At 63.7% G+C, this 14,441-nt stretch carries 12 protein-coding genes, 1 tRNA gene and 1 pseudogene; 6 read left to right on the forward strand and 8 right to left on the reverse strand.

The genetic code is table 11. The features are described 5' to 3' along the window. The first annotated feature begins 324 nt into the window (after window positions 1-324). Window positions 325-2,805, forward strand: a complete 2,481-nt coding sequence (locus CXG43_RS03835) for a DEAD/DEAH box helicase family protein (protein ID WP_101098747.1) — start codon at window positions 325-327, stop codon at window positions 2,803-2,805. Between the two features lie 228 nt (window positions 2,806-3,033). Here the strand turns inward: CXG43_RS03835 and CXG43_RS03840 are convergent. Beyond that, window positions 3,034-4,192: pseudogene (locus CXG43_RS03840) on the reverse strand (IS3 family transposase). 415 nt (window positions 4,193-4,607) lie between these two features. Here CXG43_RS03840 and CXG43_RS03845 point away from each other — a divergent pair. Further along, on the forward strand, window positions 4,608-4,925 hold the full coding sequence (locus CXG43_RS03845) for a multidrug efflux SMR transporter (protein WP_101098748.1): 318 nt from the start codon (window positions 4,608-4,610) through the stop codon (window positions 4,923-4,925). Window positions 4,926-4,949: 24 nt separating this feature from the next. Here CXG43_RS03845 and CXG43_RS03850 read toward each other — a convergent pair whose 3' ends face one another. The 4 genes from CXG43_RS03850 to CXG43_RS03865 form a co-directional block, all read right to left on the reverse strand. After that, window positions 4,950-5,558, reverse strand: a complete 609-nt coding sequence (locus CXG43_RS03850) for a TetR/AcrR family transcriptional regulator (protein WP_232767579.1) — start codon at window positions 5,556-5,558, stop codon at window positions 4,950-4,952. 4 nt (window positions 5,559-5,562) lie between these two features. Continuing rightward, a complete protein-coding gene (locus CXG43_RS03855) occupies window positions 5,563-6,159 on the reverse strand; it encodes an NAD(P)H-dependent oxidoreductase (RefSeq protein ID WP_101098750.1) in 597 nt (198 codons plus the stop codon). Window positions 6,160-6,244: 85 nt separating this feature from the next. Further along, entirely contained in the window at window positions 6,245-6,787 is a 543-nt protein-coding gene (locus CXG43_RS03860; protein WP_101098751.1) for a DUF1543 domain-containing protein, read from the reverse strand. A gap of 466 nt (window positions 6,788-7,253) precedes the next feature. Continuing rightward, window positions 7,254-7,346, reverse strand: a tRNA-Ser gene (locus CXG43_RS03865). 144 nt (window positions 7,347-7,490) lie between these two features. Between CXG43_RS03865 and dnaX the strand changes: the two genes are divergently transcribed. The 4 genes from dnaX (at window position 7,491) to CXG43_RS03885 (ending at window position 10,861) form a co-directional block, all read left to right on the forward strand. Then, window positions 7,491-9,467: a DNA polymerase III subunit gamma/tau gene (dnaX, locus tag CXG43_RS03870; protein WP_101098752.1), complete on the forward strand. Its 1,977-nt coding sequence runs from the start codon at window positions 7,491-7,493 to the stop codon at window positions 9,465-9,467. Between the two features lie 6 nt (window positions 9,468-9,473). Then, the gene (locus CXG43_RS03875) at window positions 9,474-9,794 is read left to right on the forward strand and encodes a YbaB/EbfC family nucleoid-associated protein (RefSeq protein WP_042613371.1); all 321 of its coding nucleotides are present in this window, start codon (window positions 9,474-9,476) and stop codon (window positions 9,792-9,794) included. Between the two features lie 43 nt (window positions 9,795-9,837). Next, a complete protein-coding gene (gene recR, locus CXG43_RS03880) occupies window positions 9,838-10,437 on the forward strand; it encodes a recombination mediator RecR (RefSeq protein ID WP_101098860.1) in 600 nt (199 codons plus the stop codon). 64 nt (window positions 10,438-10,501) lie between these two features. Then, the gene (locus CXG43_RS03885; protein ID WP_101098753.1) at window positions 10,502-10,861 is read left to right on the forward strand and encodes a histidine triad nucleotide-binding protein; all 360 of its coding nucleotides are present in this window, start codon (window positions 10,502-10,504) and stop codon (window positions 10,859-10,861) included. A gap of 190 nt (window positions 10,862-11,051) precedes the next feature. Here CXG43_RS03885 and CXG43_RS03890 read toward each other — a convergent pair whose 3' ends face one another. Genes CXG43_RS03890 through CXG43_RS03900 form a run of 3 tightly spaced genes read right to left on the reverse strand, consistent with a single transcriptional unit; the run spans window position 11,052 to window position 14,435 of the window. Continuing rightward, window positions 11,052-11,579 (reverse strand): Slp family lipoprotein, encoded by a 528-nt coding sequence (locus CXG43_RS03890; protein ID WP_057506959.1) that lies wholly within the window; start codon window positions 11,577-11,579, stop codon window positions 11,052-11,054. After that, window positions 11,576-13,522 carry a DUF3488 and transglutaminase-like domain-containing protein gene (locus tag CXG43_RS03895; RefSeq protein WP_101098754.1) on the reverse strand — a complete coding sequence of 649 codons (1,947 nt, stop codon included), beginning with the start codon at window positions 13,520-13,522 and terminating at the stop codon, window positions 11,576-11,578. Before CXG43_RS03895 ends, CXG43_RS03890 begins: the two co-directional genes overlap by 4 nt. Then, on the reverse strand, window positions 13,515-14,435 hold the full coding sequence (locus CXG43_RS03900) for a DUF58 domain-containing protein (protein WP_101098755.1): 921 nt from the start codon (window positions 14,433-14,435) through the stop codon (window positions 13,515-13,517). The genes CXG43_RS03895 and CXG43_RS03900 overlap by 8 nt, the downstream gene beginning before the upstream one ends. Window positions 14,436-14,441 lie beyond the last annotated feature (6 nt).

A 14,441-nucleotide genomic window follows, 5' to 3' on the forward strand; every position in this document is an offset into this window, starting at 1 on the left:
ACCCCTCACACTGTTCCGGGCGGCTGCGAGTGTCCGCCAGACGGCGGGGGGTCGTTTTTGAGTGGCCGAACACCTAAGACCTGCTGACCGCAGACAATCCCCGCGCCGTCTCATCAACAGCATGAACTGGGAGATACCCGTTGGCTTACATCTTAACGGTGGCACGCCCCCTCCGCCGGTAGCTTTCCAACGAGGCGCTGGCCCCGTTAGAGTCGACGAGCTGGGGCTCAATTGCCCCACGACCGCGCGAACGCGCTGGAGGATTCAGCAGCCGAAGTCTGCTCCACTACTCTCAACATATCCATACCATCGGAAGGTAAGTTCATGATCGACTTTACTAAGCTTGCTCAGAACAGCACTACCAGTAAGCCTAACTCAATACTTGACACGTTCCAGGCTTTAGACAGACAAGTTAGCCATGTGGAGCTACGCCCCTCCCAGATTAAAACGCTGGATGCAATATCTGCCAGAATCGATCAACATGACCTGGTCGTAAAGCTAAACACTGGCGGCGGAAAGACCACTATCGGCTTGCTTTATCTCAAGCACATGATGGATAGGCTGAAGGAGCCAGCAGCTTACTTGGTCCCCAATACACAACTGGTAGAGCAGGTCATCGCGGAGGGGAAGAACATCGGAATCCCCGTGCAGCACTGGAAGGGCGGTGAGCCTCAAGCACCCAATGCAGCCGCGAGGTCAGAGGCGGTGATCGTTTGCACCTACGATAAGTTTTTTAACGGAAAGTCGACCTTCGCCAGGCAGCGAATCACACCTTGCTCCATTGTGCTTGATGACGTTCATTCCGGCATTGAGACAGTGCGTAACAACTTCTCAGCTGAACTACCTAATGCTGCGCGTTCCGCTCTAATCAACCTTCTGGCCTCTGCCCTTGAGGAGCACGACCCTGTGACCTGGTCCGGAGTCAAGCGGGGTGAAGCAGACGCGATACTGGAAATACCCTTCTGGCTGCAACAGCGATTCCAGCCTCAAATTACAGCGATATGTTCTCAGTTTTCATCGTCAGATGAACTAACTTTCAGTTGGCCAAACATCTCCCCGGCGATTGAGCTAGTTCGGATCTATCTCTCCGGTCAGCAAGCCTACATCACCCTCGATCCACCGCAAGTTGAGCGCGTGGGCCACTACGCTAATGTAAAGCACAGGCTGTTCATGTCGGCCTCCGTTCATGATGGCGGCGTCCTAGTACGCGAGCTAGGCTGCAGCCCAGACGCAGCCAAGCACCCTGTCGATGCTTCCGGCGAGTCTTCAATCGGAGAGCGAATGGTGTTAGTTCCATCACTCGTCGATCCAAGCTTTTCCGATAAAGATCTAGTGAACGTAGCCTTGGCCGTCAAGCAGGTCGCCAATGTCGTCGTACTTGTGCCTTCTTTTCCAAAGGCGGAAAAGTGGGTGTCGGCAGGAGCCGTTCTAGCAAAACCTGAATCAATCAGCCAGCTTATCAGTAGCTTGAGGACGACCAGCTCAGGCAACCTCGTGGTCTTCGCACAGAGATACGACGGCGTCGATTTGCCGGACAGTGCGTGCCGCCTATTGATCGTTGACGGCCTGCCAGTCGCTGAAAGCCTTGCAGATCGCCAAGAGGCAGCAAAGACTGGGGTGATCACAGGCATGCGAGGAAAAGTTGCAACTAAGATTGAGCAGGGCTTGGGGCGAGCTGTTCGATCCTCTTCTGACTACTGCGCGGTGATACTCGGCGGGCGAGATATCGCGAGCTTTATCTCCAGGTCCCAGGTCGCGCGCAACCTTTCCCCTTTCACGATTAGACAGCTGGAGATTGGTCGCATAGTTTCAGCGGCTCTAGAGGGCGAGGGAAATGTGTCAACGTCGGTCATCGGCGCCACCAACCAACTGCTTAAGCGCGACCCGGGCTGGAAGGTCTTCTACCAGAAGGAAATGTCTAAAGTGGATGTCTCCGGGGAGGCTCAATACTTCATCGATCGCAAGATCGACGTAGCCGAACTGGAACGCGATGCGAGCCGAAAAGCACTTGCGAGGGACTATTTCAACGCGAGTAGACTTGCTCAGAGGGCCGCCGACGCTATTGATGAAGCTGACCTTCGCGGTGTCGCAAAGCAAGGCGCGGCTCGGTATCAGTATTTCCTAGACCAAGCGGGCGCGATGACACTGCAACTGTCCGCGTTTGGAGACAATCCCAACGTATCGCGCCCACCAATGCTCATGCCTGCGCAATCACGGAAGCTGACGAGCCAGGCAGAGTCAATTGCGCAGTGGCTACGGTCCTTCACGCACCCAAACGGCTGCCTGCTAGCCATCGATGAATTACGAGCGTCGACCCATTTTTCGGGATCCTACAAACTTATCGAGCAGTCGGTACGGCAACTAGGCGAACTGATAGGAGCCGAATCAAGCCGCCCGGACAACCATTTTGATCGAGGACCCGACAACCTTTGGCTATTCGGAACTGAAGCCTTCGTTATCGAGGTCAAGAACGAGAAGACCGCCCCGCTTTCCAAGGGAGACGCCGAGCAGTTGCAATCTAGTGTTCTTTGGCTCAAACAGCATTACCGTGGAATTGAGCAGATAAACGCCATCATCGTGAGCAACTCTGTTAAAGCAGATGTAAGCGAGGACTTCGCGTTTGGCGCAAGGGTATGGACGCAGACCGATCTAGAGCACTTGCTGGCCAACCTCCGCAAGCTCTGTAGTTCAGCCGTTGCGCAAGGGCCGCTTTTTTTGTCCAGTCCGATGAACATTCAAGGACTACTAGGGCCGCACGAATTGTTACCCGGCCAGTTGCGCTCGCTTGGCTCAACTATCAGTTAAGAGTAGGTGGACTGGCCAACATTACATGGCCAGTTTGTCCGAGTCGGCGCCCCCCCCAGCGGAGGGCGCCAGTTGAACAGCACCAGCGGTAGAGTCGCTACTACTTTTCGCGAACTCCGTGCCCCCCCCGTGTGGGCCACTGCTGTTTCTGCAAAAGGGGTTGTGTATGCGCGAGTCAGTGCATTTGACGGATGCCTTGGGCTGGACAGACCAGACTTCCGTAGACATTCATGAGCCGCTTTGGGCGTAGCGCCGTTCAAACTCTACAGGGGCCAGGTTGCCAGCGAAACCATGCCGGCGAATTGGGTTGTAGAACATCTCGATGTAATTGAATACATCCGAGCGTGCCTCGCCCCGGGTCGGGTAGATCCGCCGCTTGATCCGCTCTTTCTTCAGTGCACTGAAAAAGCTCTCAGCCACCGCGTTGTCATGGCAGTTTCCACGCCGACTCATGCTTGGAACCATGCCATGCTGCTTCAGCAACGATAGCCAGTCGCTGCTCGTGAACTGGCTGCCCTGGTCAGAGTGGATGATCAGGCCCGCAGCAGGCTTTCGCTTCCACACCGCCGATACCAGTGCCTGTAGCACAAGGTCGGTGGTCATCTGGGACTGCATCGCCCAGCCAACCACTTGCCGTGAGTAAAGGTCGACGATCACTGCCAGGAAAATCCAGCCTTCGTAGGTGCGGATGTATGTGATGTCGGTGACCCACACCTTGTTTGGTGCAGCGGGCGAGAAGTCGCGATTGACGACGTTTTCAGCTATCCCAGGCGGACCGCCTCGATGCGCGGCTTGGTGCCGTAGCCAATTTCTGCCCTTATTCCCTCTGCCTTCATCAGACGTCGAACACGATGGCGGCTGCAACGTTCACCGGCCTCACGAAGCTCCCGGGTGATCTTGCGGTAGCCGTACACCGTTCCGCTTGCCAGCCAGGCGTGCTTGATTAGGCCGCGCAGACGATCATCCTCACGACGACGCGGCCTGCCCGAATTGCCCGCCCATGCATAGTAGCCACTGCGGTTAACCCCAAGCACTCGAGACATGGCCGTCAGCCTGAACTCGCCCAAGTGATCACGCATGAAAGCGTACTTCGCCATCACCCCTTGGCGAAGTACGCCGCGGCTTTTTTTAGGATGTCACGCTCCTCAGTCAGACGTTTCACCTCGGCCTTCAGGCGCCGCACCTCGGCTGAGTCCTTGGGCGTCGGCAACATCGACCCCTCAGGCGTGCCCGCCAAGGCCTCGCTCCTGGACTTGCGGAGCCATTGGTAAAGGCTGTGGGACGAAACCCCCAGCCGCTTGGCAACCTCGGCTACAGCAAAGCCCCTTTCGGTGACCTGCTTGACCGCTTCGGCCTTGAACTCATCCGTGTACTGCTTGCTCGCCATAGACACATCTCTCGCTTCCATTGATTATGGCTCTGAGATGTCTACGAAATCCTGGCCGGTCCAACTCGCCCTCAGGCGACCTTGCTGCGAGTACCTAAGCGCTAGCTCTACGACTGGCTCTCCATCCTTTACTCACGTCGCTTCTGCCATTGATTCCGATCAAATTTTTGCTGTTCAGCTGTCATGAACTAAGGGGGAATGTCATGTCACTATGGACATCAGTCCTCCGCTGGAACGCTCATGTTCCTATGGGGTACTGCCTCATTTGGTCGCTGTCATGTCACAGGTACACAGCACGAAAGGTCCCGCGTGGAGCGGTGATTCGGCGGTTGCTAGACTCCCTCCCGGAGGAACGGCCTCCCCCACACCGGGTTGAAATGTCCAGGACGGCCTGGCCCCTGCAAAGGAGGCCGCCATGGCCTGGCTCTATCTTCTGTTTGCTGGCTTGCTGGAAATTGTCTGGGCCGTTTCGATGAAACAGTCCGAAGGCTTCAGCAAGCTCACCCCCACGCTCATCACCCTGGTCGGCATGATCGCCAGCTTCTGGCTGCTGGCCGTGGCGATGCGCAGCCTGCCGCTGGGCACCGCGTATACGATCTGGACCGGCATCGGCGCGGTCGGTGCGTTCGTGGTGGGCATCGTGTTCCTGGGCGAGCAGGTCAGTGCGATGCGCATCGGCGCGGCCGTGCTGATCGTGTGTGGACTGGTGCTGATGAAGCTGTCCAGCAGTTGATGTGCGCCAACGAGAAGCGGGGCGTCACGCGCTCCGCTTCACCACGGCAAGCAGGGTCTGCATCAGTTCGTCGCTGGCCTGTGACCTGCTGATATCGCCGTCGGCTGCGGCCTGCGACAACGTATCGGCCGCGCCCAGCACCGCCCACATGCCCGCGTTGGATACTCCCGCCGTGCCCGCGAAGGGGGCGAATATGCGCTGGCACTTTTCGATGAACGCATGCTGGTAACTGCGCTTGACCGCCTGAAGTTCAGGCGAGCCGCCGAGCGCGGCCACGACGGCTGAAATCTCCTGGCCCTGGGTCAGGACGCACTCCACATAACTGGCCGCGACCACCCGCGCTTTTTCGTGCAGCGTGGCCTTGGCAGCGTCAACGGCGGTATCGAAGATCGCCGTCTGTCGCACGTCATAGTCTTCGTAAAGCGCGGCAAGCAGGCCATTGCGGGTGCCGAAGTGATCGTAGGCCACCGGCTTGGTGACCCCCGCCGCTTCGGCCAGCCTGCCCAGCGTCAGCTGGTCGGTGCCCTCCTCGCTGATCAGTGCCCACGCCACGTCCAGCAACTGGCGCGTGCGTGCTTGGCGCGGCAGGCGACGGCGGGGGGCGGGCGTGGCAGTGGCGGAGGACTTCGGCAACGATTCAATTCCCGGGGTTGGCGATGCGGCGTCCGATCGCGTGGGCCGTATCCAGATGCGCGGCCGGGAAGCCGGGATTCGATGCCAACAGGCGCGCCGAACTGGCGACATTGGCACCACAGTAATCGAAAATGCCATGGTCGATCTGCGTGGCCATGGCCTTGGCGTAACCGTGGCGCTCGATCATCCCCGCGTCGGCGCCGCCGTTGGCGACCAGATGCACCTGCAGCCGCTGCAGTTTCTTCTGCAGCTTGCCGTCGGGGCCTTCGTCGTAGGCCCAGCCGTTGCTGAAAACGCGGTCGATCCAACCCTTCAGCAGCCCTGGAAACGACCACCAGTAAATCGGGTAGACCAGCACCAGCGTGTCCGCCCGTTCCAGGCGGGCGTGCTCGCGCGCTACATCGTCAGGAGCCGCAGCGCGCTTCTCGAAATAGGCGAGGTCGTCGCTGTTGAAAACCGGATCGAAGCGTTCGGCGGTCAGGTCCGCGAACTCCGTGGTAGCGGCTGGGTCGGCGCTGGTGATGCCGTCGGCCACGCGGTGGGCGATGGCATGGGTGAGGGAGTCTGGATTGGCGTGCGAGACCACGATCAGTGCGTGCATGGGAGTCTTCTGTTAGTTACTGTGGGTAACCTACTATAAGTAGATATCCCGCCCGCGCCATGCACACTGATGGAACGCTGTCAGCTCACCGGATGTTGATCTTGCGCGCGATGGGGCGGTAGCCCTGCCATTCCGGATGAGGCTGGGTGCCCGATGGGTTGGGCTGCAGGTGCACGTGCAGGCCGCCGAACTCCCCGAGGGCCAGGCAGTTGTCGACCTCGCGCAGGTCATCCTTGTGCAGCTGCTGGGCCCCTTGCAGCAGGCTGCGCCGCGCCTTCGCCTTGGCGCCGGCGGCATCGGCTGCGACGAACAGGCCGAACGCATGCAGCTCCGCCAGGCTGTCTGCGCGGTAGCCGCCCATGTTGACGAAGAACAGCGTGAGCCCGGATGGGTCTGGCTCCGGCGCGAGATGTACGTCGAAGCCATCGGCCCAGTCGATGCGCATGTAGCCATCCAGATGCAGGCTGCCGGGATCGCCGAACCACGCCTCGCGCAGGGCAGGGTAGGCATCCTGCACGCGGGAAACCGCGGCGAACTGGACGTCGTGCAGTTCGATGTTGGCGCGGCCGGCCGTGCCGCCGATGTAGAACTGGTAGAGGTGTCGGCTGCGGGCGAGTGGGGTGGGCATGACGAGAGAGCGTGCTTGCGGGTGACGCGTCAGCGTAGCCGCAGATCGCAATCGATGCCGTGGGAAGCGTCTGTAGTGCCGACCTTGGTCGGCAGATCTTCTCACGGTGCCGACCAAGGTCGGCACTACCGGAGCAGAAGCTGCGCGCTGCAGGGCCAGCCTTCGGCTGTCCGGATCTGCTCCTGCAGATCCGTCGAACCCCGGGGCTTCTCTCTGCCGCTCTCCCCACCAGACAAATAAAAAGGGCCGCCCGATGGGCAGCCCTTTTCATTTGTCTGGCGGAGAGAGGGGGATTGCTGGGTGCATCCATGCACCCAGCCCTTCCGCGCTGCGCGCTGCAGGGCCAGCCTTCGGCTGTCCGGATCTGCTCCTGCAGATCCGTCGAACCCGCAGGGCTTCTCATCTGCCGCTCTCCCCACCAGACAAATAAAAAGGGCCGCCCGATGGGCAGCCCTTTTCATTTGTCTGGCGGAGAGAGGGGGATTCGAACCCCCGAAGCGCGGTTTAGACGCTTACACACTTTCCAGGCGTGCTCCTTCAACCGCTCGGACACCTCTCCGGATTCCCCTGCGGAACGACAATGCCGTTGCAGGGGCCGCAGATTCTAGCTGGCTGCGCGGCTGGACACAAGGCCCTGCAGTTGCCGACGTAGGGGGCTGGACAGGCGTGGCACAATGGTCGTCCTGATGAAGACGGTGGCCTGATGTCCTATCTCGTCCTTGCCCGCAAGTGGCGTCCAAAGCGTTTTGCCGAGCTGGTGGGCCAGGAACACGTGGTCCGCGCGCTTACCAATGCGCTGGACAGCGGTCGCGTGCATCACGCTTTCCTGTTTACCGGTACCCGTGGGGTGGGCAAGACCACCATCGCGCGTATTTTCGCCAAATCGCTGAACTGCGAACAGGGCACCAGTGCCGATCCCTGCGGCCAGTGTCCGGCCTGCCTGGACATCGATTCCGGCCGCTACATCGATCTGCTGGAAATCGATGCGGCGTCCAACACCGGCGTGGACGATGTCCGCGAGGTGATCGAGAACGCGCAGTACATGCCCTCGCGTGGCAAGTACAAGGTCTACCTGATCGACGAAGTGCACATGCTGTCCAAGGCGGCGTTCAATGCGCTGCTGAAGACGCTGGAAGAGCCGCCGGAGCACGTCAAATTCCTGCTCGCCACCACTGATCCGCAGAAGCTGCCGGTCACCGTGCTCAGCCGCTGCCTGCAGTTCAACCTGAAGCGCCTGGACGAAGACCAGATCCAGGGGCAGATGACCAGGATCCTGGCGGCCGAAGAGATCGAAGCCGACGACAGCGCCATCGTGCAGCTGTCCAAGGCCGCCGACGGCAGCCTGCGTGACGGCCTGTCGTTGCTCGACCAGGCCATCGCCTATGCCGGCGGTGCGCTGCGCGAGGACGTGGTGCGCACCATGCTGGGCACGGTGGATCGCACCCAGGTGGCGGCCATGCTCGACGCCCTGGCCGAAGGTGATGGCCAGCGCCTGCTGCAGGTCGTGGCGGCGCTGGCGGAGTTCTCGCCGGACTGGAGCGGCGTGCTGGAAGCGCTGGCCGATGCCCTGCACCGCATCCAGGTGCAGCAGCTGGTGCCCGGTGCCATCGCCGCCGATGGCCTGGACCTGGGCGGCTTTGCTGCGCGGGTGCGCCCGGAAGTAGTGCAGCTCTGGTACCAGATGGCCCTCAACGGCCGCCGCGACCTGCCGCTGGCGCCGAGCCCGCGCGCAGGTTTTGAAATGGCCGTGCTGCGCATGCTGGCCTTCCGTCCGGCCGCTGCGGTGCCGCCGGTGCCGCGTGCACCGGAAGGTGGCGAAGGTCTGCAGTCGGGTGGTTCGACGGGGGCGGCGAGCGGTTCGGCGGGTTCGACCGGCATCGCCGCCGCACCCGTTGCCGCCGCACCGGCGCCGGCCGTGGTAGCCAGCGTGCAGGCCGCAGCGCCCAAGCCCGGTCCGCTGCCGGACACCACGCCGGTGGAAGATCCCGAGCCAGCGCCGCCGGCACCGGTGAAAGATCCGCCGCCGGCCTCGAATGAACCGGATCTGCCCCCGTGGGAGATCGAAGCGGCCGATGACAGCGACCAGCGCGACGATGCACTGGCGGCTGAACTGGCTGGCCCGGACGCGGCCATGCTGGCGCCGTGGCAGCCACCTGCCGAACCGGCACCGCGCGCTGCGCCCGCTGTTGCGGTGGCGGCACCGCCCAAGCCGTTCCGCGCCGAAGGCATCGACATCGCGCCTGCCGCCACGGTGGCAGAAGCCGCAGCCCCGGGCGGTGCTTCGGTGGCATTGGCCTGTGCCGAAGATTGGCTGGAACTGGTGGCTGCCAGTGGCCTGAGTGGGCCTTCGCGGCAGCTTGCCGCCAACGCGGCGTTCATCAGTTTCCAGCACGGGGTCTTGAAACTGGGTTTGTCGCCCGGATTTGAGTACCTGAGTTCCGAACGCGCGCTGGGCGCGCTGGCGGAGATGCTGGGTAAGGCGCTGGGTTCGCCGCCGAAGATCGTGGTCGATGCCACGCAGGCGCCGGCCGAGACCCTGCACCAGCGATCAGACCGTCAGCGGAGTGAACGCCAGCAGGCGGCCGAGGCGTTTTTCATGGCCGATCCGGAAGTGCAGGTGCTGATCCAGAAGCACGGCGCGCGGCTCGTGTCCGATTCCATCCGTCCCTTTGAAGAGTAAAGAACCATGCGCGGCAATATCGCCCAGATGATGCAGCAGGCCCAGAAGATGCAGGAGAACCTGCAGAAGGCCCAGGAAGAAATCGCAAAGCTTGAAGTCACCGGCAGCGCCGGTGGCGGCATGGTCAGCGTCACCCTCACCGGTGCCAAGGAATGCCGCAAGGTGCGCCTGGATCCGTCGCTGCTGGGCGATCAGGAAATGCTGGAAGACCTGGTGGCCGCAGCCTTCAATGATGCGTCCAACAAGATCGATGCCGAGTCGAAGACCCGCATGGGTTCGGCCACGGCCGGCATGCAGCTGCCCCCGGGCATGAAGCTGCCGTTCTGATGCAGCGCAGCCGGGCATGGCCCGGCTCTATCCGAGCCGAATGATGTCCGCACCCCTGCTTGACCAGTTGATTGAAGCGCTGCGCGTGTTGCCCGGCGTGGGCCAGAAGACCGCCCAGCGCATGGCGTACCACCTGCTGGAACGCGAGCGCGAGGGCGGCGAGAAGCTGTCCTCGCTGCTGGCGCAGGCGATGGAGCGCATCGGCCATTGCGCGAAGTGCCGCGATTTCAGTGAAAGCGAACTGTGCGCGACCTGCGCCAACAACAGCCGCGAGCGCAGCCAGTTGTGCGTGGTGGAATCCCCCGCCGACCGGCTGGCCATCGAAAACGCGACCGGTTTCCGCGGCGTGTACTTCGTGCTGCAGGGCCGGCTGTCGCCGCTGGATGGCATCGGTCCGCGCGAACTGGGGCTGGAGCTGCTGGGCCAGCGGCTCGATGCCGGCGAGATCACCGAAATGATCATCGCCACCAGTGCCACGGTGGAAGGCGAAGCGACCGCGCATTACCTCGCCCAACTGGCGCGTGCGCGGCAGGTGCGGCCGAGCCGTCTCGCGCAGGGCCTGCCGCTTGGTGGCGAGCTGGAGTTCGTCGATCGTGGCACGTTGTCGCATGCCTTCGGCACGCGCAGCGAAGTGCGGGAATAAAGACAGAAGCATACCCACGCGCGTAGTGCCGACCTTGGTCGGCACCCCCCAAGAGGCGAAACCCATGACCAGCGAAACGCTCTTCAGCAAGATCATCCGCCGCGAAATCCCGGCCGTCATCGTCTACGAAGACGAGGAGGTGCTGGGCTTCAAGGACATCGCGCCGCAGGCGCCGGTGCACGTGCTGTTCATTCCGAAGAACGAGGTCATTCCCACCTTGGATGACGTAACGCCGGGGCAGGCGCACCTGATCGGCAAGTTGGCGCTGGCCGCCGCACAGTACGCGCGCGAACAGGGCCTGGCCGAGGACGGTTACCGCATCGTCATGAACTGCCGCGAACACGCCGGGCAGACCGTGTTCCATATCCACCTGCACTTGCTGGCCGGCGCTCCGCTGGGCCACTTCGGCGCGCCCGCTCAGTAGCGCCGACCCATGGTCGGCGGATACCCGGGGTTGAGGGGCCTGATCGTTTCCGCCGACCATGGGTCGGCGCTACCGCTTCTGCCTTGTCGTTCGCCCGGCCAGTAAGCGGCGCTACCGCTTCTGCTTTGTCGCCGCGCGCAACAGAAAAAGCCGCCCGAAGGCGGCTTTTTCATTACAGCTCAGGCAGTGCTCACCACCAGCCGTAACGGCCGTAGCCCCACGGGCCCCACGGGCCCGGACCCGGGCCCCACGGACCGTACGGGTAGGGCACCACATCGACCTGGCGCTGTTCCGGCCACAGATAGATCACATCGGCGGCGAGCTTGGGCAGGCGATAGTCGTACTCGCCGATCTTGACGTTCTCATAGCCGTCCACGCGGCCGATGAAGGTCACATCGCGGCCTTCCTCGAACACCGCCGGATCATAGAATCCGGCGCGGCAGGCAACGAAGCGGCCGTCGCTGGCGTCGGTGGAACTGGTGGTCGGGCGACCACTGGCGTTGAGCGGGCGCGACAGCAGCTGGAAGCAGGTCTGGCCCTGGCCCGGCAGCGTTTCGATGATGCGACCGCCCCAACGCACCGGCGCGCCCACCTGCTGGGTCGCCACGGTATCGCGCGGGGTCACGGCGGCGAACTGGCCCTGCAGCGGCTTCGGTGCCGTCGCGCAGGCCGCCAGCGCCAGTGAGGCAGCCAGGGGAAGCAGAATCTTGATGTTCATGATGTGGCTCCGGAAGACGGACGATGCCTGCGCAGGTCGGCCAATAATGAAGCGTGGTCGACATGAGTGCCAGCGTAGCGCGCATGGACGAAACGCTGGCTGAGCGCCAGCAAGGCAGGATCGCTCCGATGGGCGTCAACGCGGCGTGCCCATTCCATCGCCGGCTCGGACGGTTCACGCGCCAGGCCCTGTCTCGCGTAACGGCGGCCCAGTCGGTGCCAGGCGCGCAGCAACGGGTCGCGCTCGCGTTCGCCGCGGGCCAGCACCCAGGCCATCGCCCCCAGCGCCATCAGCGCAATCACCACCAGGCTGGAAATCAGCTGTGCCGGCGACAGGTCCGGCATGCCCAGCGGCCGCAGCAGCTGCTGCTGGCGGGTGGCGTCGAAGGACAGCACCATCTCGTTCCAGCCCCTGCGCAGCCAGTCCATCGCCTGTCCGGTCTGCAGCCAGGCCCCCTGCATGCCGCCCGCTTCGGTGCCCAGGCGATCTTCCAGTGTGTCGTAGATGCGTTCGGGGGCCACCGCGGCGGTGGGGTCCACGCGCACCCAGCCGCGCCCGGGAAGCCACACTTCGGCCCAGGCGTGGGCGTCCATGCGCCGCACCACCCAGTAGTCGCCGATCGGGTTGCGCACGCCACCGGCAAAGCCGGTGACAACGCGCGCCGGCACCCCGGCATTGCGCATCAGCACGACGAATGCCGAGCTGAAGTGTTCACAAAAACCCACCTTCTGATCGAACAGGAATTCATCCACCGCGTTGCGGCCGGGCAACTCGGCATCCAGTGAGTAGGCGAACTCGGCGCGGATCCAGTCCAGGCTGCGACGCACCAGCGCGGCGTCGTCGTTGCCGGCTTCGGCGCGCCACTGGCGAGCGAGCGCAGCGGTGCGCGGATTGAATCCTTCCGGCAACTGCAGCGACAGCTGGCGCTGCCACGGCGACAAGGACGCGGCGAACACCTGCGGCGGCGCCGACTGCAGCGTCCAGCGGCTCAGCGAAGCCAGTGGGCGATCGCTGACCAGGCTGTAATCGGCGGTCAATCGCGCGCCGGCCGGTGCGCTGTTTGGCAGGTCCAGCGCCACCAGCTGGCGGCGGTCGGTGGGTTCGTAGTCGATGGTGTAGTTCCAGCGCTGCGTACCGGCCTGCACCGGAACCGGCGCGCGCCCTTCATTGCGGCGGTCGCGGATCCATGTGCGGCCATCGAAATGGGTCATGACCGGACCGCGCCAGTAGCGCTGTTCTGGCGCTGGCACCGGTCCATGGAACTGCGCGCGCAGCGCCGGGGTGTCGTCGGCCATCAGGTCCAGCCACTGGCCCGGTTCCATGCTGTCGGACAGGCCCGGCCGGCTGACCGCACGGTCCGGCAGGCCCCACAGCGGCTGTGACAGGCGCGGGAACAACCAGAAGGTTGCCATCGCCAAGGGCAGGCCGATCAGCAGCAGGCGCAGCACGCCACGCACCTGCACGCGCAGTGCCGGCGTGGGTGACCGGCCTTCGACCTGCGCCAGCCGCTGCAGCGCGAGCAGCGCGCAGACGCCGGCCAGGGTGGCCAGCAGGGTGGTCATCGGGCCTTGATCCAGCAGGAAAGCGGCGAACGGGGCGAACAGGGCGAAGCCGAGCAGGCTGCGCGCATCGCGCAGGGTATGCAGTTCGCTGGACTTGATCGCCAGCATCGCCGCCAACAGCGCACAGCCGGTATCGCGGCCGGGGCGGACGCCCATCTGCACGTAGATCAGGGCGAGCATCGCCAGCACCAGCAACAGCCGCACGGTCACCGGCAGCAGGCCACGACGTGACACCACGGCAGTCAGCAGCGCGACACCGGCGATGGTGGCAGCGAGCACGCTGGGCAGCTGCAGCAGCAATGGCAGCAGGGCCAGCGCGGTGCTTGCCAGGGCCCAGCCACGGGCATGGCGGTCCAGCAGGGAGGAGGCAGGTTCAGTCATGCGGCAGCAGCGCCAGCGCGCGCAGGCAGAGGTGGTGGTGCGAAGCGCCCTGTGCAGGCCCGATGGCCGGCTGGCCCGGCAGCTTCAATGTATAGCGGCGGCCCTCGCGTTCGGCCAGGTCCACCCAGCGCGCAAGCCGGGCGATGCGTTGTTCGGTGCCCAGTCCATGCAGCTGGCGCCAGTCCAGCATCACTTCGATGCCGGCCGGCTTTTCATACTCCCGCACCAGCAGCGTGTCGCGCCGTGCGGAATGCTTCCAGGCGATGCTGCGGCGGGGGTCGCCTGCGCGATAGGGGCGCAGTTGATGCAGTTCTTCGCCGGCCGCATCCATCCGGCTGTGCAGCGGGTCGCTGCCTTGTTCGGGCAGCCCAGGGCCTTGGGTTTCGGCATGCGGGTACACCAGCAGCGGCTGGTCCGGCCAGAACCATGACCACGCGCGCACCAGTCCCAGGGGCTGCGTGGTGGACAGGCGGATGCGGTCCAGGTCCAGCCAGCCGCGCTGGGTGGTGGGCAGTTCCAGTTCGGCATCCACCCGGCCGCCGGCGGGGACTGCGGTCCAGCTGTGCGCATCGCCGTGGTCAAGTTGCAGGCCCGGCCGGCCGCGCTGTTCGCGCTGGGAAAGTGCAACGCGTACGCGCAGCGGCTGGCCGGCCGCCACCGGTTCGGCGCTGACTGCATCGAGGCTCAGCCCGGACAAGGTCAGGTGTGCGCTGATCGCACTGGCCACGCCGGCGCCGGCCAACAGCAACGCCAGTAACAGGGCAGGGTTGTTGTTGTAGTTCAGCGCGCCGAGCAGCATCGCCGCCAGCACCGCGGCCACGAACAGTCCGAAGCGCGTGGGCAGGACGTAGATGCGGCGGCGGTCCAGCCGTTGCGGCAAGGTTTCCGGCTGGCGCGGGCGCGCCAGGTTCATCAGCCA

The sequence above is a fragment of the Stenotrophomonas sp. Bg11-02 genome (assembly GCF_002836635.1).
In the GTDB taxonomy this organism is placed as follows: Bacteria; Pseudomonadota; Gammaproteobacteria; order Xanthomonadales; family Xanthomonadaceae; genus Stenotrophomonas; species Stenotrophomonas lacuserhaii.

Coding starts and splice junctions, on each gene's coding strand:
- CXG43_RS03845 (WP_101098748.1), top strand. CDS start 4,608: ATGGCCTGGCTCTATCTTCTGTTTGCTGGCTTGCTGGAAATTGTCTGG.
- recR (WP_101098860.1), top strand. CDS start 9,838: ATGTCCGCACCCCTGCTTGACCAGTTGATTGAAGCGCTGCGCGTGTTG.
- CXG43_RS03875 (WP_042613371.1), top strand. CDS start 9,474: ATGCGCGGCAATATCGCCCAGATGATGCAGCAGGCCCAGAAGATGCAG.
- CXG43_RS03855 (WP_101098750.1), bottom strand. CDS start 6,159: ATGCACGCACTGATCGTGGTCTCGCACGCCAATCCAGACTCCCTCACC.
- CXG43_RS03860 (WP_101098751.1), bottom strand. CDS start 6,787: ATGCCCACCCCACTCGCCCGCAGCCGACACCTCTACCAGTTCTACATC.
- CXG43_RS03900 (WP_101098755.1), bottom strand. CDS start 14,435: ATGAACCTGGCGCGCCCGCGCCAGCCGGAAACCTTGCCGCAACGGCTG.
- dnaX (WP_101098752.1), top strand. CDS start 7,491: ATGTCCTATCTCGTCCTTGCCCGCAAGTGGCGTCCAAAGCGTTTTGCC.
- CXG43_RS03890 (WP_057506959.1), bottom strand. CDS start 11,579: ATGAACATCAAGATTCTGCTTCCCCTGGCTGCCTCACTGGCGCTGGCG.
- CXG43_RS03885 (WP_101098753.1), top strand. CDS start 10,502: ATGACCAGCGAAACGCTCTTCAGCAAGATCATCCGCCGCGAAATCCCG.
- CXG43_RS03895 (WP_101098754.1), bottom strand. CDS start 13,522: ATGACTGAACCTGCCTCCTCCCTGCTGGACCGCCATGCCCGTGGCTGG.
- CXG43_RS03835 (WP_101098747.1), top strand. CDS start 325: ATGATCGACTTTACTAAGCTTGCTCAGAACAGCACTACCAGTAAGCCT.